Annotated in this window: 20 protein-coding genes; 13 read left to right on the top strand and 7 right to left on the bottom strand. The window is 69.6% G+C overall.

All coding sequences use genetic code 11. From position 1 onward, the window contains the following. Positions 1 to 36 precede the first annotated feature (36 nt). Together EPA99_RS07020 and EPA99_RS07015 are read right to left on the bottom strand one after the other, a co-directional pair. Complete coding sequence (locus EPA99_RS07020) at positions 37 to 720, bottom strand: GNAT family N-acetyltransferase (protein ID WP_129470502.1); 684 nt, start codon at positions 718 to 720, stop codon at positions 37 to 39. A 203-nt stretch (positions 721 to 923) separates the two neighbouring features. Next, positions 924 to 1,127, bottom strand: a complete 204-nt coding sequence (locus EPA99_RS07015; RefSeq protein WP_129470501.1) for a YdcH family protein — start codon at positions 1,125 to 1,127, stop codon at positions 924 to 926. A 175-nt stretch (positions 1,128 to 1,302) separates the two neighbouring features. On the opposite strand from EPA99_RS07015, the gene bamE reads away from it, so the two are divergent. The 5 genes from bamE (at position 1,303) to EPA99_RS06990 (ending at position 5,450) form a co-directional block, all read left to right on the top strand. Next, the gene (gene bamE / locus EPA99_RS07010; protein WP_129470500.1) at positions 1,303 to 1,878 is read left to right on the top strand and encodes an outer membrane protein assembly factor BamE domain-containing protein; all 576 of its coding nucleotides are present in this window, start codon (positions 1,303 to 1,305) and stop codon (positions 1,876 to 1,878) included. Positions 1,879 to 1,953: 75 nt separating this feature from the next. Next, entirely contained in the window at positions 1,954 to 2,865 is a 912-nt protein-coding gene (ttcA, locus tag EPA99_RS07005) for a tRNA 2-thiocytidine(32) synthetase TtcA (RefSeq protein WP_129470499.1), read from the top strand. A gap of 75 nt (positions 2,866 to 2,940) precedes the next feature. Continuing rightward, positions 2,941 to 3,648, top strand: a complete 708-nt coding sequence (locus tag EPA99_RS07000; RefSeq protein WP_129470498.1) for a hypothetical protein — start codon at positions 2,941 to 2,943, stop codon at positions 3,646 to 3,648. 54 nt (positions 3,649 to 3,702) lie between these two features. Then, positions 3,703 to 4,608, top strand: a complete 906-nt coding sequence (locus tag EPA99_RS06995) for a recombination-associated protein RdgC (RefSeq protein ID WP_129470497.1) — start codon at positions 3,703 to 3,705, stop codon at positions 4,606 to 4,608. 62 nt (positions 4,609 to 4,670) lie between these two features. Next, positions 4,671 to 5,450, top strand: a complete 780-nt coding sequence (locus EPA99_RS06990; protein ID WP_129470496.1) for a M48 family metallopeptidase — start codon at positions 4,671 to 4,673, stop codon at positions 5,448 to 5,450. 58 nt (positions 5,451 to 5,508) lie between these two features. On the opposite strand, the gene EPA99_RS06985 is transcribed toward EPA99_RS06990, so the two are convergent. Together EPA99_RS06985 and hemH are read right to left on the bottom strand one after the other, a co-directional pair. Continuing rightward, entirely contained in the window at positions 5,509 to 6,366 is an 858-nt protein-coding gene (locus EPA99_RS06985) for an alpha/beta fold hydrolase (protein ID WP_425479185.1), read from the bottom strand. A 17-nt stretch (positions 6,367 to 6,383) separates the two neighbouring features. After that, a complete protein-coding gene (gene hemH / locus EPA99_RS06980; protein WP_425479178.1) occupies positions 6,384 to 7,361 on the bottom strand; it encodes a ferrochelatase in 978 nt (325 codons plus the stop codon). A 210-nt stretch (positions 7,362 to 7,571) separates the two neighbouring features. Here hemH and EPA99_RS06975 point away from each other — a divergent pair, with 210 nt between their 5' ends. The 4 genes from EPA99_RS06975 to tatC all read left to right on the top strand — a co-directional run bounded on the left by EPA99_RS06975 (position 7,572) and on the right by tatC (position 9,984). After that, complete coding sequence (locus EPA99_RS06975) at positions 7,572 to 8,468, top strand: lipid-binding SYLF domain-containing protein (RefSeq protein ID WP_129470494.1); 897 nt, start codon at positions 7,572 to 7,574, stop codon at positions 8,466 to 8,468. A gap of 109 nt (positions 8,469 to 8,577) precedes the next feature. Beyond that, entirely contained in the window at positions 8,578 to 8,796 is a 219-nt protein-coding gene (gene tatA / locus EPA99_RS06970) for a Sec-independent protein translocase subunit TatA (protein ID WP_129470493.1), read from the top strand. 23 nt (positions 8,797 to 8,819) lie between these two features. Continuing rightward, positions 8,820 to 9,233 carry a Sec-independent protein translocase protein TatB gene (gene tatB / locus EPA99_RS06965; RefSeq protein ID WP_129470492.1) on the top strand — a complete coding sequence of 138 codons (414 nt, stop codon included), beginning with the start codon at positions 8,820 to 8,822 and terminating at the stop codon, positions 9,231 to 9,233. After that, positions 9,217 to 9,984 (top strand): twin-arginine translocase subunit TatC, encoded by a 768-nt coding sequence (tatC, locus tag EPA99_RS06960; RefSeq protein ID WP_129470491.1) that lies wholly within the window; start codon positions 9,217 to 9,219, stop codon positions 9,982 to 9,984. The genes tatB and tatC overlap by 17 nt, the downstream gene beginning before the upstream one ends. 292 nt (positions 9,985 to 10,276) lie before the next feature. Here tatC and EPA99_RS06955 read toward each other — a convergent pair whose 3' ends face one another. The 3 genes from EPA99_RS06955 to EPA99_RS06945 all read right to left on the bottom strand — a co-directional run bounded on the left by EPA99_RS06955 (position 10,277) and on the right by EPA99_RS06945 (position 13,904). Continuing rightward, positions 10,277 to 11,212: a BPSS1780 family membrane protein gene (locus EPA99_RS06955; protein ID WP_129470490.1), complete on the bottom strand. Its 936-nt coding sequence runs from the start codon at positions 11,210 to 11,212 to the stop codon at positions 10,277 to 10,279. A gap of 43 nt (positions 11,213 to 11,255) precedes the next feature. Beyond that, positions 11,256 to 11,984, bottom strand: coding sequence for a glutamine amidotransferase (locus tag EPA99_RS06950; RefSeq protein ID WP_129470489.1), 729 nt, complete (start codon positions 11,982 to 11,984; stop codon positions 11,256 to 11,258). Positions 11,985 to 12,101: 117 nt separating this feature from the next. After that, positions 12,102 to 13,904, bottom strand: coding sequence for a GspE/PulE family protein (locus tag EPA99_RS06945; protein ID WP_129470488.1), 1,803 nt, complete (start codon positions 13,902 to 13,904; stop codon positions 12,102 to 12,104). 85 nt (positions 13,905 to 13,989) lie between these two features. Here EPA99_RS06945 and glyQ point away from each other — a divergent pair, with 85 nt between their 5' ends. From glyQ to EPA99_RS06925, 4 genes are all read left to right on the top strand, one after another. Then, entirely contained in the window at positions 13,990 to 14,913 is a 924-nt protein-coding gene (glyQ, locus tag EPA99_RS06940) for a glycine--tRNA ligase subunit alpha (RefSeq protein WP_129470487.1), read from the top strand. A gap of 27 nt (positions 14,914 to 14,940) precedes the next feature. Next, on the top strand, positions 14,941 to 17,256 hold the full coding sequence (glyS, locus tag EPA99_RS06935) for a glycine--tRNA ligase subunit beta (RefSeq protein WP_425479177.1): 2,316 nt from the start codon (positions 14,941 to 14,943) through the stop codon (positions 17,254 to 17,256). 150 nt (positions 17,257 to 17,406) lie between these two features. Beyond that, positions 17,407 to 19,443 (top strand): autotransporter assembly complex protein TamA, encoded by a 2,037-nt coding sequence (locus EPA99_RS06930; protein ID WP_129470485.1) that lies wholly within the window; start codon positions 17,407 to 17,409, stop codon positions 19,441 to 19,443. A gap of 29 nt (positions 19,444 to 19,472) precedes the next feature. Continuing rightward, the gene (locus tag EPA99_RS06925) at positions 19,473 to 23,318 is read left to right on the top strand and encodes a translocation/assembly module TamB domain-containing protein (protein ID WP_129470766.1); all 3,846 of its coding nucleotides are present in this window, start codon (positions 19,473 to 19,475) and stop codon (positions 23,316 to 23,318) included. Positions 23,319 to 23,372 lie beyond the last annotated feature (54 nt).

Raw genomic sequence — 23,372 nt, 5'->3', positions numbered from 1 at the left:
CCCGGCACCTGCGTGCCGGGCCGGACCGTGCAGGGCTCAGTGCAGGACCGGGAAGGTCTGCTCCAGCCACGCGCGGGCTTCGCGCCCCACCGCGGCATTGCGCACCAGCCCGAGCAGGTTGGAACCGCAGGCATCGAAATGGTCCGCGTCCTCGCAGACCATAGCCATGCGCAGCAGCGCCTCGCCATTGGACTGCACCAGCGGCGGCAGGTATTCGCGGAAGCCGTAGTGTTCGAACAGCGGCCCCAGCGAGGGCACGCAGCTGATCAGGCCAAAGCGCGTGCCGCGCTCCAGGCAACGCTTGTAGGCCTCGGCCATCAGCCGGTCCAGCACGTCGCGGCGCCGCTGCTCCAGCAGCACCACCAGGCGCGAGCCCACCGAGATCGCTTCGGGCCCGAAGGCCTCGCTGAAGCGGTCCAGCGCCAGGCTGATGCCCCAGGTCTCCAGCACCCCGGCCTGGGACAGGTCGGTCATGCGCAGGGCGCCGGCCAGGTCCTGGTCGCGACTGACGCAGACATGGGTCGCGGCGCTGTCCAACAGGTCCGACACGCGGGTGTCGTGGTCCTGGGCCAGGCCCTGCTCGTTGAAGTAGACCTCCCGTCGCAGGGCGAAGATCTCCTGCAGCGCGTCGCCAGGCAGGCGGCGCGTGACCCGCCAGGCCGGCCGGGACACCGGCGGCGCAAGCGTGGACGAAACAAGCAACGGCTCAAAACGGTTCACTGGAACGATTCCCCCTGGATCACGGGGGTCTTCACGCAAAGAGCAGGCCAATCTCCAGACGGGGGCGCATTGACGTGTATGAACTGGGGCGGCGGGCACAGTTTGTAACGTTTTCAGCGCCGCTGCAGTCGCAGGGCCGCCCTGGCGTGCCCTGGCGGGCCAGCGGCGCAGCTGACGCTGCAGGGTCAATCCTGACGCGTGGCTCAGGCGGGCTGGTCGGGGATCAGCGCGCTTTCCAGACGCGCGATGCAGTCCTTGAGCCAGAGCTTGCGCTTCTTGAGCCGTTTGACGGCCAACTCGTCGGCCTGCAGCTCGGCGACCCGGCGCGCGATCTCCTCGTCCAGCTCGCGGTGTTCGCCACGAAGCTGGCTGAGGCGGCTGACGATGTCCGAGTCCGGTGCGTCCACGCCCGCAGCTTACACGCAGCCCGGTGCCCCTGTGACCCGCTCGGTGGGACCCGCACGCCAATGGGGCTGCCACCGATGCTCCCGGCATCGCACAATGGGCGCGTGGCGACGGATAGCCTGTCGCCGCGTTCGTCCATCGTTCCGGCGGCAGTGGCCGCCGACAGAAAGGAGTCTTATGCGTCCGTCCGCCTTCCCGTTGGTCCTGTGCGCCGTCCTGGGCCTGGCCGCTTCCGCCACCCCGGCCTCTGCCGCCGACAAGTACAGCGGCTTCCTCTGCTGCAACCTGCGCACCGATGGCAGCTGGGCCAGCGACAACAACTACGCCGAGAACGGCAAGCGCATCCTGCCGGTGGGCACGCCGGTGGAAGTGACCGGCTATGGCCGCTACCGCACCCACATCCGCGTCGACGGCCAGAAGCAGTCCATCGGCAACGACTACAGCCGCGACCTGGACGATGCCGCCTTCACCAAGCGCTGGGTGGTGACCGAGGACCCCAAGACCAAGATCGCCGGCTACCCGGAGAAGATCAAGACCGCCATCGCCAACGCGCAGATCACCAAGGGCATGACCCGCGAGCAGGTGCTGATGTCGCTGGGCTATCCGATGAGCAGCGAGAACCCGAACCTGGATGCGAAGATCTGGCGCTACTGGCGCAGCAGCTTCAGCGAGTTCCAGGTGCAGTTCAACGGCGACCGGGTCAGCGATGTCACCACCGACCCGCAGACCAAGAACCTGATCTGGGTCGACTGAAGGTCCGTCGACGATCTCCCGGGCGCGGGCGTCGCGCCGCGCCCGGATACGCCGCGCCGCTAAACTAGCGGGCTGATGAGCACCCCCCTGCCCCTTCCCCAACTGCTGGCCGACCCCGCCCCGCGGCGAGCGGCGGCCGACCCGCGCCGCCACGCGCGCGAGCACGACAAGCTGGCCAAGCGCCTGCGCCGCCAGGTCGGCCAGGCCATCGCCGATTTCGGCATGATCCAGGCCGGCGACAAGGTCATGGTGTGCCTGTCCGGCGGCAAGGACAGCTACACCCTGCTGGACGTGCTGCTGCAGCTCCAGAAGAAGGCGCCGGTGCCGTTCGAGCTGGTGGCGGTGAACCTGGACCAGAAGCAGCCGGGCTTTCCCGAGCACGTCCTGCCCGACTACCTGGGCCAGCTGGGCGTGGCGTACCACATCATCGAGCAGGACACCTATTCGGTGGTCAGCCGGGTGGTGCCGGAAGGCAAGACCATGTGCTCGCTGTGCTCGCGCCTGCGCCGCGGCGCGCTGTATGCCTACGCAGCCGCGCACGGCTTCACCAAGATCGCCCTGGGTCACCACCGCGACGACATGGTGGCGACCTTGTTCATGAATCTGTTCCACCACGCCAAGCTGGCGGCCATGCCGCCCAAGCTGCTGTCCGACGACGGCCAGCACGTGGTGATCCGCCCGCTGGCCTATGTGCGCGAGGCCGACATCGTCGACTACGCCGCCGCGCGCGCATTCCCGATCATTCCCTGCAACCTGTGCGGCAGCCAGGAAAACCTGCAACGTCGCCAGGTCGGCAACATGCTCAAGGCCTGGGAGAAGGAACACCCCGGGCGCATCGAACAGATCGCGCGCGCCATGGGCGATATCCGCCCCTCGCAGCTGGCCGATCCCAGGCTGTTCGATTTCATGTCCCTGGGACACGCGGCCGATACCGCCCTGCCCGATGCCCGCGCGTGGCTGACGGGCCAGGCCACGGACGAGCACTGACCCATCCCGCAAGACGTTTTTCGAACGGCTGCCGCCCGGTGGCCATGCACCCACGGTAGAAAAAGGAGTTTGCACGTGTCCAGGTCGATCGTTGTCCCCGCCTCGCTGATGCTGCTGTCCGCCCTGTCGCTGTCCGCCTGCAAGAAGGCAGAACCCGAGGCCGCGCCGGCCCCGGCCGAGGCCGCCTCGCCCGCCACCGAAGCGCCCGCGCAGACCGAGCGCGCGCCTGCGACCCCGGCCGAGCCCACCGAGGCCGAGCGCCTGGCCGCGGAGAAGCAGGCCAAGATCCAGCGCGCGCTGGACAACCAGAAGATCCTGGACGACGCCGATGGCCAGTGGGCCAGCAGCGCCACCGCCAGCACCACCTACGCCACCTTGATCAAGAACGACCAGCATCACTACGAGGCCGTCGCCGCCACCGGCGTGCCCGATGCGGAGAACACCAGCAGCACCGACGTGGCCTGGGCACCGGAGAAGGCCAACGCCGGCATCGAGTGGCTGGAGCTGGGCTACGACAAGCCGGTCAATGCCACCGAGGTGCGCGTGCGCCAGGTCAGCGGCCCCGGTGCGATCATCAAGGTCGAGCTGCTGGACGACGCCGGCGCCAGGCACGTGGTCTGGGAAGGCAGCGACACCGACGCGTACGAACCCAACGAGATCAACTGGTTCATGCGCAGCTTCCAGGCCACCCCCTACAAGGCCAAGGGCGTGCGTCTGACCCTGGCGACCAACGCCATCGACAACCGTCCTGGCATCGACGCCGTCCAACTGGTCGGCAAGTGACCCTCCCGCGGGCGCCGCGCAAGCCGGCGCCCGCCCACCTCAACTGGATGTTCGATGTTCTTTCGCAACCTGACGCTGTTCCGCTTCCCTACCTCGCTGGACTTCTCCGAGCTGGACACCTTCCTGCCGCCGGCCGCGCTCAAGCCGGTCGGCCCGCTGGAAATGAACTCGCGCGGCTTCGTCCCGCCCTTCGGCCGCGGCGACGAGGCGTTCTCGCATCGCGTGGGCAACGCGATCTGGCTCAGTTCCGGGGCCGAGGACAAGATCCTGCCCGGCGCGGTGGTCAACGAGATGCTGGCGCGCAAGCTGGACGAGATCGAGGAAAAGGAAGGCCGGCGGCCGGGCGGCAAGACCCGCAAGCGCCTGAAGGACGACCTGCTGCACGAGCTGCTGCCGCGCGCCTTCGTCAAGCCCTCGCGCACCGATGCGCTGATCGACCTGGATCACGGTTTCATCGCCGTGGACAGCTCCTCGCGCAAGAGCGGGGAGACGGTGGTGTCCGAGGTCCGCCGGTCGATGGGCAGCTTTCCGGCGATGCCGCTCAATGCCGAGGTCGCGCCGCGTTCGATCCTGACCGGCTGGATCGCCGGCGAGCCGCTGCCCGAGGGCCTGTCGCTGGGCGATGAGTGCGAGATGAAGGATGCGATGGAAGGCGGCGCGGTGGTGAAGTGCCAAAAGCAGGAGCTGCGCTGCCAGGAGATCGACAAGCACCTGGAAGCGGGCAAGCAGGTGACCAAGCTGGCGCTGAACCTGGATGACCACGTGTCCTTCGTGCTGGGCGATGACCTGATCATCCGCAAGCTCAAGTTCCTGGACGGGGCGGTGGACGAGCTGGAAAACACCGAGCGCGATGACATCCGCGCCGAACTCGATGCGCGCTTCACCCTGATGTCGGCCGAGGTGCGACGCATGTTCGTGCTGCTGGAAGGCGCGCTGAAGCTGAGCAAGGTCGACGGCTGATCCATCGCGCGCCACCGCGCTGACCTCACGCCGCCGGCCGACGCCGGCGGTATGCTTGGCGCATGCCCAAGTTGCTACGACGCCTGATCGCGCCCCGGCCGCAAGTGGTCGAGCGCGACACCGTGCGGCTCTCGCTGGCGTCGGGCGAGATCGAAGTCCTGCGCGTGCGCGATCCGCGCGCGCGCCGCATCCGTTTGAGCGTGGACGAGCGTGGCGCGCGCCTGACCCTGCCGGTGCGGGCAAGCCTCATCGCCGGCGAGCGCTTCCTGCGCGAGCACAGCGACTGGCTGGTCGAGCAGCTGGCGCGCTGCCGCCACGACGATGTGCTGGTGCCACTGCAGCGCGGCGAAGATGGCGTGCTGCCCCTGCGCGGACAGCTGGTGCCGCTGCGCTGGCAGGAAGGCCGCTTCGCGCGGCTGTCGCTGGACGATGACGGGGCGCTGTTCCAGCTGCCCGAGCGCGCCAGCGAGGCGGTCATGCGCCGCAACGTGCGCGAGTTCTACGAGGCGCAGGCGCGCGCCGATGTCGGCCGCTGGATGCCGCGCTACCTGGCTGGCCTGCCGCGCGCGCCCTCGCGACTGCGGCTGAAGGTGATGTCCTCGCAATGGGGATCGCTGGCCCCGGACGGCGCGCTGGCGCTGGACCTGGCGCTGGTGCTGGCGCGGCCCTCGGCCTTCGAGTACGTGCTGGTGCACGAGCTCTGCCATCTCATCCAGGCCAATCACTCGCCCGCGTTCTGGCACGAGGTCGAGCAACGCTTCCCGCAGTGGCGCGCCGAGCGCGACTACTTCCACCAGCAGGGCCGGCCGTTGAAGGCGCAGTTGCGCCTGCTGCTCGGCTGAGGGCAAGGTTCAGTCTCGAAAGAGCGGTCCCGCGCGCAGGCTTCTTCCCGCGTCGCAGTCAAGCCACCGCAAACGGCGCCAGGAACTCGCGCACGATGCGCGCCACCGGCTGCGGGTCTTCCATGTGCAGGTGGTGCATGCCGGGCAGCAGCGCCAGGCGGCCATCGCGCAGCCGGGCCACGCGGCGCTGGCGCATCTGGTGCGGGAAATACGGCTGCGCCGGCTCGGCGAAGATCACCTGCGCCGGGCACTCGATCGCCGCCAGCAGCGCCTCGGCCTGGTCCTGGGTCTGCCGCACCAGCGTGGGCAGGGTCAGGCGCTGGTCGGTGCTCCAGACGTAGCCATCGTCCAGCGCGCGCACGCCGCGCTCGACCAGCAGCCGTGCATTGGCCTGCGACAGCGCGTTGGCCTGCATGCGCGCGCGCACCGGCGCGGCCAGGTCGGCAAAGTGGCGCAGGCGCCGGTTGGGCAGCTCGCGCGTGGCGGCAAGGCCATCGCGCAGGCGTTCGGCAGTGTTCTCAACCGCCTCGCCCAGGGCGCCCAAGGCCTCGATCGCCACCAGCGCACGCACGCGCTGCGGACAGGCCGCGGCGAGCAGGCTGGCAATGCCGGCCCCCATCGAATGGCCTAGGAGATGGAAGCGCGTCCAACCCTGCGCATCGGCCACGTCGAGGATGGCGTTCAGGGCCGTGCCCAGCGTGTATTCGGCGCCCGCGCCCAAATGCGGGCTGCGGCCGTGCCCGGGCAGGTCGATGGCGATGAAATCCCACTCGGCCGGCAGGTGCGCGGCCAGCGGCACGAAGCTGGCCGCATTGTCCAGCCAGCCATGCAAGGCGATCACCGGCAGGCCGCCGGGCGTGCCGCCGCGCAGCGCGGCGATCGGCCCGACCGCCGCGGGGATGGCGACCTCCTGCAGCGACAGCCCGGCCGCGCTCACGCCCATGCGTGCAATTCGCGCTCGATGCACTGGGCCAGCGCGTCGGCGTGTTCGGCCGAGGCGTTCAGACAGGGAATGTAGCGCAGCTGCCCGCCGTGTTCGGCAAAGCCCTCGGCGAACTGCATGCCCACTTCCTCCAGCGTCTCCAGGCAGTCCACGGCAAAGCCCGGGCACGCCACGTCCACGCGCTTGATGCCGCGCTCGGCCAGCTGCTTGAGCACCGCATCGGTGGCCGGCTGCAGCCAGCGCTCGCTGCCGAAGCGCGACTGGTAGGTGAGCGTCCAGGCCTCCGGCGGCAGGCCCAGCCCCTGCGCGATCAGCGCCGCGCTGCGCTCGCACTGCTGCGGGTAGGGGTCGCCGTTGTTGGCCACGCGCTGGGGCAGGCCATGGAAGGAGAACAACAGGTGCTCGCCGGCCCCGTGCTGCTGGCGCCAGGCGGCGATGCTGTTCACCACCGCCGCGAGCCAGGCCGGGTCCTCGTAGTAGTGCTCGATCATGCGCGTGCCGGCGGCGTGTCGGGCCTGGGCGACATCGCCGATCGAGGCGGTGGTGGTGGTCGAGTACTGCGGATACAGCGGCAGCAGCAGCACCCGGCGCCCGGCCTGGCGTGCGGCGTCCAGGCGCGCGCGCAGCGAGGGCGCGCCATAGCGCATGGCGTAGTCCACTTCCAGCTCCGGCAGGCGCTGCTGCACGGCCGCGGCCAGGGCCCGGGTGTAGACCAGCAGCGGCGAGCCACCGTCCATCCAGATGCTGGCGTACTTGGCCGCCGACTTCGGGCCGCGCAGCGGCAGGATCAACCCACGCAACAGCGGCTGCCAGAACAGCGGCGGAATGGCGACCACGCGGCGGTCGCTGAGGAACTCGGCCAGGTAGCGGCGCACGGCCGGCGCGGTCGGCGCCTCGGGCGTGCCCAGGTTGACCAGCAGGACGAGCGGATACGCTGAAGGGGTCGGCATGGCGGCGGCTTGGTTCATGCCGGAATGATGACAGAAGCCGGCGCGATCACCGATGCCGCGCCCCCTGCGCGAGTCCTCTGCGAGCGTTGCGGGGCGGGGCTGACAGCGGCTTCCAACTCATGGCAGATTCACGCGTCGCTGACTACGGTGCCAAGGCAGGCCGCGTTCGTGGCCGGACCGCCGTCCACGCTGGTTTCCAGCGCCCCCTTCGAGTCTTCCGGAGCATCCATGCATCTCAACGGTTTCCGTCGCGCGCGCATTGGCGTCACCCTGCTGCTGGCCCTGGCCGCGGGCCATGCCTGGGCCGGCTCCACCGAGGACGAGCGCGCCCGCAACGCGGTGCGCGTGCTGCAGGACATCCGCGAGATTCCCGAGCAGGCGATCCCGGACAAGCTGCTGGACGAGGGCCGGGCCATCATCGTCATTCCCGACACGCTCAAGGCCGGCCTGGTGATCGGCGGCCGCCGTGGCCATGGCCTGCTGTCGGTCAAGACGCCCGACGGCAGCTGGTCGCCACCGGTGTTCATCAAGCTCACCGGCGGCAGCATCGGCTTCCAGGCCGGCGTGCAGTCCTCCGACGTGGTGCTGGTGTTCCGCAACGACCGCACGCTCGACAGCATCGTCAACGGCAAGTTCACCCTGGGCGCCGACGCGGCCGTGGCCGCCGGCCCGGTGGGTCGCAATGCCGCTGCGGCCACCGATGGCCAGCTCAAGGCCGAGATCTGGTCCTGGTCGCGTGCACGCGGCCTGTTCGCCGGCGTGGCGCTGGATGGCGCGGTGCTGTCCATCGACCGCGAGGCCAACGCCGCGGCCTACGGCAGCAAGGCCACCCCGCGCGCGATCATGGAAAACCGTGGCGGCACGCCCTCGGGCGATGTGATCGCCTTCCGTGACGAGCTGGAGGAGTCCACCAACGCCGCCCGGGTGGCGCGTGGCACCGATGGCGTGCGCCCCAGCGTGACTTCTTCGGCCCCGGTGGCGCCGCCTGCGCCGACGCAGCGCCCGGGCGTGGAAACCCAGGGGCTGAACGGGCAGCCGGCGCCGCAGCCGGCCCAGCAGACCCAGGGCTTCCAGCCGGTGGAAGCCGGCGATATCCGCACCGAGCCGCTGAGCGATTCGCCCTGAGCGCGTGATGGCTGACCCGGAAGCGCCGCCGCCACTGCGCGCGGGGCGCACCGGTCACACGCCTGCGCTATGCTGGCGGTCCCCTTCGCAGGTTTGAACGAGTACTCCCATGGGCGGCATGAGCATCTGGCATTGGGTCATCGTCTTGGTCGTCGTGCTGCTGGTGTTCGGCACCAAGCGCCTGACCAGCGGTGCCAAGGACCTGGGCAGCGCGGTCAAGGAATTCAAGAAGGGCATGAAGGACGAGGAGCCCAAGGGCCAGCTTTCCGACGAGAAGCGCAAGGAAGAGCAGGTCCGCGAGGACGCCCGCGAGCGCGATTCGCGCTGACCGCGCGCTAGCTTCCGTCCGCAATGTTCGAATTCAGTTCCGGCGAACTGCTGGTGATCGCCGTGGTGGCGCTCGTGGTCCTGGGCCCGGAGCGGCTGCCCAAGGCCGCGCGCTTCGTCGGCATGTGGGTGCGCAAGGCGCGCAACCAGTGGAACTCGGTGCGTGACGAGCTCGAACGCGAGCTCGCCGCTGAGGAGCTCAAGCGCGAGCTCAAGGCCGCCCAGGACAACCTGCGCAAGGCCGAGGAAGAGATCCGTCAGCACACCCACGAGGCCGGCCACGATTTCGGCCAGGTGCGCGATGAGGTGCGCGACGCCGTGGAGGATCGCCCCGCCCCGCCCCCGCCGCACCCGGATGAGCCGGTCAAGGTGAACCCGGACGTCGCCTCCCCGCAGGCGCCGCCCAAGCAACGAGATTCCGATGTCCCTACCGGCTGACGAGCAGGCCGAGAGCAGCCTGCTGGAACACCTGCTGGAACTTCGCGCGCGCCTGCTGCGCGGCATCATCGGCGTGGCCGTGGTCATGGCCTGCCTGCTGCCCTTCACCAGCAAGCTCTACAACTGGGTCGCGCTGCCGCTGCTGTCGCAGCTGCCCGTCGGGCAAACCTTCATCGCGGTCAATCCCACCGGCGCGTTCTTCGCCCCGGTCAAGCTGGCCCTGTTCGTGTCGGTGTTCCTGGCCGCGCCGTGGCTGTTGTACCAGGCCTGGTCGTTCGTGGCCCCGGGGCTGTACCAGCGCGAGAAACGCCTGGCCATCCCGCTGCTGGTCTCGGCGGTGCTGCTGTTCTACATCGGCTGCGCCTTCGCCTACTTCGGCGTGCTGCCGGCGATGTTCCACTTCCTGACCACCTTCAAGCCCGACGCGATCTCGATCACGCCCGATGCCACGACCTACCTGGACCTGGTGACGGTGATCTTCCTGGCGTTCGGCTTCTGCTTCGAACTGCCGGTGGCGCTGGTGATCCTAGTGGCGCTGGGCGTGGTGACGCCCGAGCAGCTCAAGGAAGGGCGCGGCTACGCCATCGTCGGCGTGTTCGTGATCGCCGCGCTGCTGACCCCGCCGGACGTGGTCTCCCAGCTGATGCTGGCCGTGCCGATGTGCCTGCTGTACGAGGCCGGCATCATCGCCGGCCGCTGGGTCGTGCCCAGGCCGGGCGATCAGCGGCGCTTCGGATCAAGCGAGGAGTGAGTGGGAGGAGCGAGGAGTGAGGAGTGAGCCAAAGCGGCGCTCTGCCTTTGCTCTTACTCACTTCTCACTCCTCTTCGCTCACTCCTGAACCTGATGCTGGCCGTGCCGATGTGCCTGCTGTACGAGGCCGGCATCATCGCCGGCCGCTGGGTCGTGCCCAGGCCGGGCGATCAGCGGCGCTTCGGGGGCAGCGAGGAGTGAGTGGGAGGAGCGAGGAGTGAGGAGTGAGCCAAAGCGGTGCTCTGCCTTTGCTCTTACTCACTTCTCACTCCTCTTCGCTCACTCCTGAGCCTTATGCGGCAAACGTTCCCGGATCCTGCGGCGCCGGCACCCCCGGCGGCAGCCCGGCGGGCTCGAAGATCTGATGCCAGGCGTGATACGCGGCGGCGGCCACCAGCGGCATCAGCACGCCCATCATCACCAGGTTGATGACGAACATCGCCACCATCGGCCCCAGCACCGCCTGGATCAGCAGGCCGATCACCTGCAGCACCAGGCTGGTGGCGAAGAACACCACCGCCAGGATCACCGCGAACAGCAGCATCGCCGGCAGGTTGCGCAGGTTGGCCACCAGGCTGTCGCGCAGCGCGGTGCCGCCGTGGGTGCCGGAGAACACGATCTGCGGGATCGCTAGCATCACCAGGCAGATCACCAGCGGGGTGGCCGCCACGATCAGCATCAGCCACAGCAGCATGCGCCCGGCCGGCAGCTGCGCCACCAGCGCCTGCACCTGCACCGGGTCCGGTTGTTGCCCCTCGGCGGTCATCGCCTGCAGCTTCTGCAGGACATCCAGGATCTGCTGCACGCCCTCGGTGCCCAGCAGGGCCATCAGCGCCAGCGCCGCCAGCACCACCGCCACGAACTGCGGCAGGGCGGTCACCAGCAGCGCGCGCATGCGCCGGCTGGCGAAGCCCTTGAGCAGGTGCCGCGGCAATGCCGGGCGTCCCTGCTGCACCTCGCGCACGGCCCACAGGATGCCGGCGAACACGAAGCTCGGCACGCCCAGCGCCAGCACGCAGTACAGCGCCAGCGGCAGCAGCGACAGCGGAAACGGGACGCCGGCGGTGAGCTGCATCATCAGGCTGCCCAGCAGCGTGGCCATCAGCGCCAGGGAGAAGCCGAGCACGCTCACGCGCGCCAGGGCCAGCGGGGCGCGGCGGAACAGCACGAGGCCATCCAGCAGCCATTGGGCACCGGCGCTGGCTGGCACCTGGTTGATCTTGGACATCGAAACGACCGATTCGGTGGGGACTTTCGTCCGGGAGCTGGAACTAGCGCCCGCTCAGGCCACGGGCATGGCGGATGAAGCGCCGCAACAGTTTGCGGGCTAGCGGCGCGGCCGTCACGTCCCGCGCGATGGTGCGGGCGCAACGGCCCTCGCTGCGCAGGTGGTCGGCCCTGGCACGGACGTAGCCGCGCATGTGATGCGTGGCGAATTCAGGATGGAACTGCACCCCCCAGGCGCGGTCGCCCCAGCGGAAGGCGTGGCAGGCGTCCTGCACCGAGCGCGCCAGCACCGTGGCCCCTTCCGGCGCGCGCACCACCGTCTGTACATGGGTGGCGTGGGCGGCAAAGCGCAGCGGCATCTGCGCGAACAGCGGGTCTTCGGCCGCCGGCGGGTGCAGGTCGATGTGCACCGTGCCCGATTCGCGCCCGGCCGGGTTGTAGTCCACCTCCCCGCCCAGCGCGTGCGCCAGCAGCTGGTGGCCGTAGCAGATGCCCAGCAGCGGCACCTGCTGGTGGGCGGCCTGGCGCAGCCACTGGGCGCTGCGCTCGGACCAGTCGGCACGGTCGGTGACCATGGCGGCCGAGCCGGTGACGATCACCCCGGCAAAGGCGTCGCTGTCGGGCAGGGCCTGGCCCTGTTCGACATTGCTGACCACCGCCTCGTGCTCGGCCAGCCCGGCGGCCACGCGGATCCAGTGCGGGAACCGACCGTAGCGCCGCATCGCGGGCACCGGCTGGCCGGTTTCGACGATGAGGAAGGGGCGCTGGATCATTGCAGGGGACAGGATTGCGCGAGTGGGCTTGCGAACGATTAGACCGCCCGTCGCAGCGCGCTTCAACCCTTTGGCAGGCCAATGGCGCCCCTGGGCTGATAACCGAATCGCATGGCCTCATTCCCGCGGCGGCAGCACCGTGATGACTTCCTCGATGGTGGTCAGGCCGCGGGCGACCATCTCCAGCGCCGCATCGCGCAGGGTACGCATGCCCTGCACGCGCGCGGCGCGGGTGAAGGCGGCCAGGTCCATGTCGCCCTTGATCATGCTGCGCAGCTGCGGCGAGAGCAGCATCAGCTCGTACAGGCCGATGCGGCCCATGTAGCCGGTGTTGCGGCATTCCAGGCAGCCCACCGCCGTGTGCGGGTCGGCCTCGTCCGGCACGCTGCGGCCGGTCTCCAGCACCGCCTCCCAGGCGTAGGCCGGCAGCGGTTCGGGCCGCTTGCAGTGCCTGCACAGGGTGCGCACCAGGCGCTGGGCGAGCACGCCGGTCAGGGTGGAGGCGACCAGGTAGTGCGGCATGCCCAGGTCGAGCAGGCGCGTGACCGCTGATGGGGCATCGTTGGTGTGCAGGGTGGACAGCACCAGGTGGCCGGTGAGCGAGGCCTGCACCGCCATCTGCGCCGTTTCCAGATCGCGGATCTCGCCGATCATGATGATGTCCGGGTCCTGCCGCAGCAGGGTGCGCACGCCGGTGGCGAAATCCAGGTCGATGTTGTGCTGGACCTGCATCTGGTTGAACTCGGTGGAGATCATCTCGATCGGATCCTCCACCGTGCACACGTTGACGTCCGGGGTGGCCAGCGTGCGCAGCGTGGAATACAGCGTGGTGGTCTTGCCCGAACCGGTCGGCCCGGTCACCAGCACGATGCCGTGCGGCTGTTCCACCAGCGCCTGCCACCCGGCCGCCTCGGTGGCGCTGAAGCCCAGCTCGGCGATCGGCTTGAACGCGGTGTCCGGGTCGAAGATGCGCATCACGCACTTCTCGCCGAAGGCGGTGGGCATGGTGGACAGGCGCATCTCCACCTCGCGCCCGCCCGGCGAGCGGGTCTTGATGCGGCCGTCCTGCGGGCGCCGGCGCTCGGCCAGGTCCATGCGCCCGAGCACCTTGATGCGCGCCACCGCCGCGGTCATCACCGGCGCCGGCAGGTCGAACACCTTGTGCAGCACCCCGTCGATGCGGAAACGGATGCGCCCGGTGTCGCGGCGCGGCTCCAGGTGGATGTCGCTGGCGCGCTGCTCGTAGGCGTACTGCAGCATCCAGTCGACGATGTGCACGATGTGCTGGTCGTCGGCCCCGACCTCGCCGGCCTTGCCCAGGTCCACCAGCGCCTCGAAGCTGGGCATGGCGCCGCCCTGCTCCTTCTCGCGCAGGTCCTTGGCCCCGCGCACCGAGCGCGTCACGCCGAAGAACTCCATCGTGTAGCGATGCAGGTCCAGCGGATTGATCAGCACCGTCTCGATGTTCCGCCGCGCCAGGTGCTGCAGGTCGGACATCCAGCTGGTGTCCAGCGGCTCGCTGGTGGCGATCAGCAGGTGCTCGGGACGCACGTCCAGCGGCAGGATGCGGTGGCGGCGGGCGTAGGCGTGGGAGACCACGCCGGTGACCGCGGCCACGTCCACCTTGGTCGGGTCCACGCGCAGGTAGGGCACGCCCAGCCTGCCGGCCAGCCATTCGGTCAGCCGCTCCAGCCCCAGCACGCCACCGGCGCGGCCGGCCAGCTTGAGATTGGCCAGCAGCACCAGCGGATGCACGTCCGTAGCGCTGCGCGCGCCCTGGGCGGAGAACTGCAACCGCGCCTCGTCGGCCTCGGCCACCAGGCGGTCCTGCCGCAGCAGCTGCGCCACCCGCGCGAAGTCCAGCTTTCCCGCCGGCATCACGCCGTCCTGGGGAAATCGGGTTGCGCCACGCTGGTCCATGCTGCCCCTTTCGCCTCGAGTCGCGGGATGGGCCCGCTGGTGCGCCCGTATACTAGCCCACCCTCTTTTGCGTCCCTCCCGCCGTATGAGTGCAGCGCCGGCCACCGCGACCACCTTGAAGGGCCTGACCTTCCAGGGCTTGATCCAGACCCTCAACCAGTACTGGGCCGGGCAAGGCTGCGTGCTGATCCAGCCGCTGGACCTGGAAGTCGGCGCGGGCACCTTCCACCCGGCCACCTTCCTGCGCGCACTGGGCCCGGAGCCGTGGAATGCGGCCTACGTGCAGCCCTCGCGCCGCCCCACCGACGGCCGCTACGGCGAGAATCCCAATCGCCTGCAGCGCTACTACCAGTACCAGGTGGCGATGAAGCCCAACCCGGACAACATCCAGCAGCTGTACCTGGATTCGCTCAAGGCGCTGGGCATCGACCCGCTGGTGCACGACCTGCGCTTTGTCGAGGACAACTGGGAATCGCCCACCCTGGGCGCCTGGGGCCTGGGCTGGGAAGTGTGGTTGAACGGCATGGAAGTCACCCAGTTCACCTACTTCCAGCAGGCCGGCGGCATCGAGTGCAAGCCGGTGCTGGGCGAGATTACCTACGGGCTCGAGCGCCTGTGCATGTATCTGCAGAACTGCGACAACGTCTACGACCTGGTGTGGACCTTCGGCCCGGACGGCACGCCGGTGACCTATGGCGATGTCTACCACCAGAACGAGGTCGAGCAGAGCACCTACAACTTCGAGCACGCCGACGTGGCCGAGCTGTTCCACCGCTTCGATGCCTGCGAGCGCGAGGCGCTCAAGCTCATCGAGGTGGGCCTGCCGCTGCCGGCCTACGAGCAGGTCACCAAGGCCAGCCACAGCTTCAACCTGCTCGATGCGCGCCGCGCGATCAGCGTGACCGAACGCCAGCGCTACATCCTGCGCGTGCGCGCGCTGGCCCAGGGCGTGGCCAAGGCCTACTACGCCCAGCGCGAGAAGCTGGGCTTTCCGGGGTTGAAGCAGTAGTCGTCGCGGCCTCCCCATCGCGGGGGAATGTTCCTAGGCGCCCGAAGGGCGGATAAGGGCAAGTCCTCCCGCGTCGTGGCAAAACCTCCTCATCCGGCGCTTGGCGCCACCTTCTCCCGCCAGCGCGAGCAGGGAACAACGCAAGTCAGGGTTTCCGACATGAGCCAACACCTTCCCCTCCTGATCGAACTGGGCACCGAGGAACTGCCGGTCAAGGCGCTGCCCGGCCTGGCGCAGGCGCTGTTCGACGGCATCGTCGATGGCTTGGGCAAGCGCGGCGTGGCCGTGGACCGCGGCGATGCGGTGCCGCTGCACACCCCGCGCCGACTGGCGGTGCTGCTGCCCGGGGTGGCGACCGAGCAGCCGGAGCAGACCTCCGAGGTGCTGGGCCCCTACGTCAACATCGCCCTGGACGGGCAGGGTCAGCCGACCCGGGCCCTGGAGGGCTTTGCCGCCAAGGCCGGGGTGGACTGGACCGCGCTGGAGCGCACCAGCGATGCCAAGGGCGAGCGCTTCGTGCATCGCGCGGTCAAGCCGGGCGCGGCTACCGCGGCGCTGCTGCCGGAGGTGATCGCCGAGGCCATCGCCGCCATGCCCATCCCCAAGCCGATGCGCTGGGGCGGCCACGACTACGCCTTCGCCCGCCCGGTGCAGTGGCTGGTGGTGCTGCTGGGCAGTGAGGTCATCGAGGCGGCGCTGCTGGGCGTGAAGTCCGACCGCATGAGCCGCGGCCACCGCTTCATGCACGACAAGCCGGTGTGGGTGAACACCCCCGGCGACTACGTCGATGCCTTGCGTGGGGCCAAGGTGCTGGTCGACCCGGCCGAGCGCCGCGCGCGCATCGCCGCCGAGGTCGAAGCGGCCGCCGCCACGGCCGGCGGCAACGCGCGCATCACCGAGGACAACCTGGAACAGGTCGTATGCCTGACCGAATGGCCGGCCGCGGTGCTGTGCGGGTTCGAGGCCGAGTTCCTCGCCGTGCCGCAGGAAGCGCTGATCGAAACGATGGAGGTCAACCAGAAGTTCTTCCCGGTGCTCGATGCCGGCGACAAGCTCACCGAGCGCTTCATCGGCATCGCCAACATCGAATCCAGGGACGTGGCCGAGGTGGCCAAGGGCTACGAGCGGGTGATCCGCCCGCGCTTTGCCGATGCCAAGTTCTTCTTCGATGAGGACCTCAAGCAGGGCCTGGCTTCGATGGGCCGGGGCCTGTCCACGGTGACCTACCAGGCAAGGCTGGGCACGGTGGCCGACAAGGTCGCGCGGGTGGCCGCGCTGGCCGAGGCGATCGCCCCGCAGGTCGGCGCCGATGCGCAGCTGGCGCGCCGCGCCGCCGAGCTGGCCAAGAACGACCTGCAGTCGCGCATGGTCGGCGAGTTCCCGGAACTGCAGGGCATCGCCGGCCGGCACTACGCCGTGGCCGCCGGTGAGCCGGGCGAGATCGCCCTGGCCATCGACGAGGCCTACCAGCCGCGCTTTGCCGGCGACGATGTCGCCCTCTCGCCGCTGGGCAAGGTGCTGGCCATCGCCGAGCGCCTGGACACGCTGGCTGGCGGCTTTGCCGCGGGCCTGAAGCCCACCGGCAACAAGGACCCCTTCGCCCTGCGTCGTAATGCGCTGGGCCTGGCGCGCACGATCATCGAATCAGGCTTTGATCTGCACCTGCGCGAGCTGTTGGCGCTGGCACGCCGTGCCGCCCTGTCCAGCGCAGCGGGCATCGCCGAGAAGTCGCTGGCCGCGGCCAAGTCGGACAAGGAGCGCGAGACGGCCGACAAGCTGCTCAAGCAGACCATCGCCCAGCGCGATGGACAGGCGCAGGAAGCGGTGGACGAGCTCTACGACTTCATCATCGATCGCCTCAAGGGCTACTACGCCGACAAGGGCGTGCCGGCCACGCAGTTCAACGCCGTGGCCGAGCTCAGGCCCGCCTCGCTGTACGACTTCGACCGTCGCATCGATGCCATCGGCCAGTTCGCCGCGCTGCCCGAAGCGTCGGTGCTGGCCGCGGCCAACAAGCGCATCGGCAACATCGTGCGCAAGGCGCAGGAAGAAGGCTTCCAGATCCCCGACCACGTCCAGCGCGGCCTGCTGAACCACCCGGCCGAAGCCGCCCTGGCCGAGGCCGTGGAAGCGGCCGTGGGCGACACCGACGATGCCCTGCACCGCCACGACTACGTGCAGGTGCTCTCGCGCCTGGCCTTGCTGCGCCCGCAGGTCGATGCCTTCTTCGACAGCGTGATGGTCAACGCCGAAGACCCGGCCGTGCGCGGCAACCGCCTGGCGCTGCTGCACCGCCTGCATGCGCGCTTCAGCGCGGTGGCGGATATCGGGCAGCTGTCCTGAGGCCAGGAACGAGTGCGGAGGAACGAGGAACGAGTGAAGCGCCGACCTGGGTCGCTCTTGCCCTTCCTCGTTCCTCGTTCCTCTCCACTCGTTCCTAGTCCTTACCCCGCCTTAACCAGCCCATTCACAGGCGCCGGTTATCCTGCGCCCATGCGGTTCCTCCCCCCATTCATTTTCGCCGCCGCCCTGTTGACCCTGTCCGGCCCGGCGGTGGCGGCGGGGGTGATCGACAAGGTGGTCATCCGTGGCCTCGATGAAGACGACGCGACCCAGCGGCGGATGATCGAGAACATCCGCGTGGCGCTCTCGCTCAACGACACGCTGGGCCAGCGGCTGGGCGAGTCGCGCCTGGAGTACCTGCTGCAGGAGGCGGCCACCGAGGCGGCCGGGGCGCTGGAGCCGTTCGGGTACTACTCCCCGCAGGTCCGCGTGGAAGCCCCGCGCACGCGCAGCGCCGAGCAGGTCGAGGCCGAGGCCCAGGCCGAGCGCAGCAGCGAGGAGGCCAGCCCGCGCCCGACGCCGCCGGCCGTGGCCGCCGCCGAGCGCGAGGCGGACCAGGACGACGATGACGATGACGACGACGAGCAGGCGCGCAAGGACAGCGGCGAGCCTGCGACCGTGATCGCCGCGGTCGACCCCACGCCCGAGCCCGCCCCGACGCAGAACCAGGGCACTCGCCCGCGCAGCCCGGCCGACCACCTCACCGTGACCCTGCACGTGACGCTGGGCGAGCCGGTCAAGGTGCGCAACCGCGATATCCGCATCGAAGGCGAAGGCGGCCGCGACCGGTATCTGTCCGAAGACATCGCCGCGTTCCAGCCGCAGCAGGGCGCGGTGTTCGACCACGCCACCTACGAGGCTTCCAAGCTCAAGATCGTCAACCGCCTGGCCGAGCGCGGCTACCTGGATGCGGACTTCCAGACGCGCAAGGTCGCGGTGACGCGCGCCGAGCATGCCGCCGATATCGACCTGTCCTGGGTCAGCGGCATCCGCTACGACATGGGTCCGACCCACTTCAACCAGGACTACTTCCGCCCGGGCCTGCTCGATCAGCTGGTCTACTGGGACGAGGGCAGCTATTACCACCAGGGCAAGCTGGACCGGCTGCGGCAATCGCTGAGCGGCCTGGATTATTTCTCCAGCATCGACATCCAGCCCGACCCGGAAAACGCCGTGGACGGCCGCGTGCCGGTGGAGGTGAACCTCAAGCTCGCCCCGCGCAACATCTACAGCGCCGGTGTGAGCTACGGCACCGAGTTCGGCGCCGGCTTCCTGGTCGGGCTGGAGCGGCGCTACGTCAATTCCCGCGGCCACAAGCTCAAGACGCTGCTGGACTACGCGCAGAACCGCAAGACGCTGACCACCGCCTATCGCATCCCGGCGTTCAAGTGGCTCGACGGCTGGTACACCGCCTCGATCCAGCTCTACGACGAGCAGACCGACTACATCGACACGCGCCTGATCAAGCTCACCGGCAGCCGCAGCGGGCAGCTGTCCGAGCGCTGGACCGCCACCGCCTCCATCCACGCCCTGCGCGAACGCTGGCTCTACGAGCTGGTGGATGATGGACAGGGCGATGCCATCGCCGCCCAGTACCGCTACGCCAGCTACCTGTATCCCGAGCTGCAGGCCAAGTACGTGGGCGTGGACGACCAGCTGTTTCCGCGCCGGGGCTTCACCGGCACCATCACCGCGCGTGGCGGCTCCGGTGGCGATTCCACCACCTTCGGTCAGCTGCACGCGCTGGGCTACTGGTTCAAGGGCATTGGCGATGACTCGCGCCTGATCGTGCGCGGCGAGATCGGCCGCACCTGGACCAACACCTTGTCCGACCTGCCGCCCAGCCTGCGCTTCTACGCGGGCGGCGACCGCAGCATCCGCGGCTACCAGTTCCGCGAGGTGGGCCCGCGCATCAATACCGAGGGCGGGCGCTATTCGGTGGGTGGCAAGAACGTGATCACCGGCAGCGTCGAGTTCGAGCACTACTACAAGGGCGGCCCGCTGGGCGGGGCGGTGTTCGTGGACAGCGGCAGCGCCTACGACAACGACATCGACGTGCATACCGGCGTGGGCATCGGCGTGCGCTACCGCTCGCCCATTGGCCCTGTGCGCGTGGATATCGCCCACGGCCTGGATTCGCCGGACTCGGTGGTCGGCCTGTACCTCAACATCGGGACCTCGCTGTGAGCCGGCCGCCGGATCGCATCGACCCGACGATGGGCACGCCGGATAGCGGTGCGGGTGCCCCGCCGCCGGGCGCTCCGCCGCCGCGGCGCCGCCGTTTCTATCGGCGCAAGCGGTTCTGGCAGTGGTCCGGCGGTGCGGTGGCGCTGGGCGTGCTGCTGCTGTTGTTCGCCGCCTACTGGCTGCTGCAGACGGTGGCAGGGCGCGACGTGCTGCTGGCGCAGGTGATTGCGCGCCTGCCGGCAGGCTCCAGCTTCACCTGGGGCAGTGCCGAGGGCCCGGTGGCCGGCCCGCTGACGCTGCGCGATGTGGACTTTCGTTTCGACCAGATCCACTTCACCGCCAAGCGCGTGACCCTGGATCCGGACCTGCGCCCGCTGCTGGGCAAGCGCCTGCGGCTGGACGTGCTGGAAATCGAGGATGCCGCGCTGTCGCTGCCGCCCAGCGCTGAGGAACCCTTCAAGCTGCCGCGCTGGCCGGACGTGCTGCCGGCTATCGTGCTGCCGCTGAACATCCAGGCCGACACGCTGGTGGTCGACGGCTTCCGCGTGTCCCAGGAGGGCAAGCAGGTGATCGACGTGCGCCGCGCGCGTGGCGGCATCGATGTCGGCGATGGCTACGCGCATGCCGAGCGCCTGGCCGTGGACAGCGACCTGGGCATCTTCGGCGTGCACGGCGACTACACCCCGGGCAGCAACTACAAGACCGACCTTGCGGCCACGGCCGTGTTCCCCGCGCCGCGCGGCCGCACGCGGGCGCGCCTGGGCCTGATCGCCAAGGGCAACCGCGACAAGATGCAGGTCGGCATCGGCGGCGCGGCGCCCGCGCCGCTGCGCGCGGTGCTGGACCTGCGCGGAGCCACCGAGCCGGACTGGGATTTCCGCGGCAGCACGCAGGCGCTGGACCTGTCGCTGCTGGGCATCGCCGGCATGACCACCCCGCTGTCCTTCGACCTGTCCGCCAGCGGCACGCAGGGCGCGGCCACGCTGCGCGGCACCGTGGTGCAGGGCCAACAGCGCATCGTGGTGGAGCCCTCCACGCTGCGCATCGCCAATGAAGTGCTGACCGTGGCGCCGCTGGCCGTGCAGGTGCTAGAAGGCCGCGTGGTGCTCAACGGCCGCGCCGACTTCACCACCCCGGACAACCCGGTGTTCCGCTTCGCCGTCAACGCGCGCGGGCTGCGTTGGGGCACTGGCACCGAGGCCCCGGCCGTGCAGGCCGATGCCGACCTGGGCGTGGCCGGGCAGATGAAGGACTGGGCCGCCATCGGCCAGGCGCGCCTGGCCCGCGACGGCCAGAAGGCCACGCTGGATTTCGACAGCCGCGGCAACGATGTGCACGCCGACATCAAGACGCTCAAGGCGTCCATGCCCACCGGCACGCTGGAGGCCACCGGGGCGGTGGACTGGTCGCCGCTGCTGGCCTGGACCCTGGACGCCAGACTGGCCGGCTTCGACCCGGGCTATTTCGCGCCGGGCTGGGATGGCCGCATCGATGGGCAGTTCAGCAGCCAGGGCAAGGCGCGCGATCCGGCGGCCAACCAGGGCGAAGGCTTCGATGCCACGCTCGACATCCCGCGCCTGACCGGCAACCTGCGCGGCCGCGCGCTGGATGGCCGTGGCAAGTTCGCGCTGGCCGGCGAAAGCGGCAACGGCGAGCTGGCCCTGTCCCTGGGCAGCAGCCGCGTGCAGGCCAAGGGCCGCGTGGGCGACACCCTGGATATCGCCGCCGACCTGCAGCCGCTGCAGCTGGCCGACCTGCTGCCGGGCGGGGCCGGCAACCTGAGCGGTTCGCTCAAGCTGACCGGCCCGCGCAACACGCCCACCGTGGAAGCGGACCTGTCCGGCACCGCGCTGAAGTACGACACCTATGCCGCCCAGACCCTGAGCCTGCGCGGGCGCCTGCCGTGGAAGGGCAGCGACGGCAACCTCAGCCTGCGCGCCACCGCGCTGCAGGCCGGTCTGGCGCTGGACACGCTCAGCGCCGACGCCCGCGGTGCGGTGGAGAACCTGCAGCTGCAGCTGGCCGCGCGCAACCCGATGATCGATGCCGCGCTGTCCGGCAGCGCCCGGCGCAACGGCGCCAACTGGGAAGGCGGCCTGGACACGCTACGCCTGGCGCCGATGAAGGGCGATGCCTGGGCGCTGCAGGCGCCGGCGCGTTTCGCCCAGCGCGGCCAGGGCTTCACCCTGTCCGACTCTTGCCTCAAGGCCACCAGCGGCGCCAGCCTGTGCGTATCGGCCGACTGGCCGCAGCAAGGCTTCAAGGCCCACTCCGATGCCTTGCCCCTGGCCCTGGTGCAGCCTTGGTTGCCGGACATGGACGGCCGTCCGCTCAACCTGCGCGGCGAGCTGTCGCTGGACGCCGACTTCCGCCCGCGCGGCAACGCCTGGCAAGGCGAGGTGCACCTGGCCTCGAAGGAAGGCGGCCTGCGCATGGGCAGCAACACGCGTGGCGAGCTGATCCGCTACGACCAGTTCAGCTTCGACGTGGTGTTCGACCCGCGGCGGATCGAAGGACGACTGGGCACCGGCTTTGCCGGCGACGGTTACGTCGATGCCAAGTTCAACACCGGCTGGGAAGATTTCGCTCCGCTCAACGGCGACCTGTACTTCTACAACTCGCGGCTGTTCTGGATGGAGCTGTTCTCCCCGGACCTGGTGCGCCCGCGCGGCAAGCTGGCCGGCCATGTCGGCCTGGCCGGCACCCGCGGCCAGCCCGCCCTCAGCGGCCAGGCGCAGCTGAGCGAGTTCACCGGCGAGCTGCCCGCGCTGGGCATCACCTTGGTCGATGGCACCGCCAGCCTGGATGCCCTGCCCGACGGCAGCGCCAAGATCACCGGCGTGATGAAGTCCAACTCCTCCACCGGCGGCCAGACCCCGGCCAATGGCAGCCTGAACATCAACGGCTCGCTCGGCTGGAAGGGCGATGACGTGCCGCTGCGTTTCAACGTGCGCGGCGACAACTTCCTGGTGTCCGATACCACCGAGCTGCGCGCGGTGGCTGCACCGGACCTGCAGATCCAGCTGGCCAACAACGTCATCCAGGTCGGCGGCAGTGTCACCGTGCCCTACGCGGTGATCAACCTGGAAAAACTCAGCGAGGGCGAATCGGTCTCCGAGGACGTGGTGGTGCTGGACCCGGCCGATCCCGAGCGCGCGCCCAGCTCCCTGCTGGACCTGGACCTGGCCGTCACCCTGGGCGACAAGGTGCGCATGAATGGCTTCGGCCTGGAAGGCGCGCTGTCGGGCACGATGAAGGTGCGCTCGCGCCCCGGCCGCTCCATGTCCGCCAGCGGCGGGCTCAACGTCGATGGGCAGTACACCGCCTACGGCCAGAAGCTCAACATCACCCGCGGCGAGCTGACCTGGAGCAACAGCGACGTCTCCGACCCCAACATCAACCTGCGCGCCGAGCGCGAGGTGGTCAGCGCCGGTGTCACCGCCGGCATCGACGTCACCGGCCGCGCCACCGCCCCACGCGCGCGCATCTGGTCCAACCCGGAGATGAGCGAATCGGACGCCCTGGCCTATCTGGTGCTGGGCCGCTCGCTCAACACCGCCAGCAGTGATGAGAGCCAGCAGATCAATGCCGCCTCCTCCGCCCTGTCCGCCGGTGCCGGGCTGCTGGCCTCGCAGCTGGGCGCCAAGATCGGCCTGGACGATGCCGGCGTGCTGGAATCGCGCACGCTCGGCGCCTCGGTGTTCGGCTTCGGCAAGTACCTCTCGCCCAAGCTCTACGTCAGCTACGGCGTGTCCATGGTCGGCAGTGGCTCAGTGGTCACGCTGAAGTACCTGCTGCGCAAGGGTTTCAACGCCGAGGTGGAGTCTTCCACCATCGAGACGCGCGGGTCGTTGAACTGGCGGAAGGAGAAGTAGCCAGGCGTGTCGGCTGCGGCTGAGTTGCAGCGCTGTGCTTGGCACTTCAGTATC

The organism is Pseudoxanthomonas composti (assembly GCF_004122095.1).
GTDB classification, from domain to species: Bacteria; Pseudomonadota; Gammaproteobacteria; order Xanthomonadales; family Xanthomonadaceae; genus Pseudoxanthomonas_A; species Pseudoxanthomonas_A composti.
Note: the sequence above shows the minus strand (reverse complement) of the source record. Positions and strands in the feature narration are given on the sequence as shown.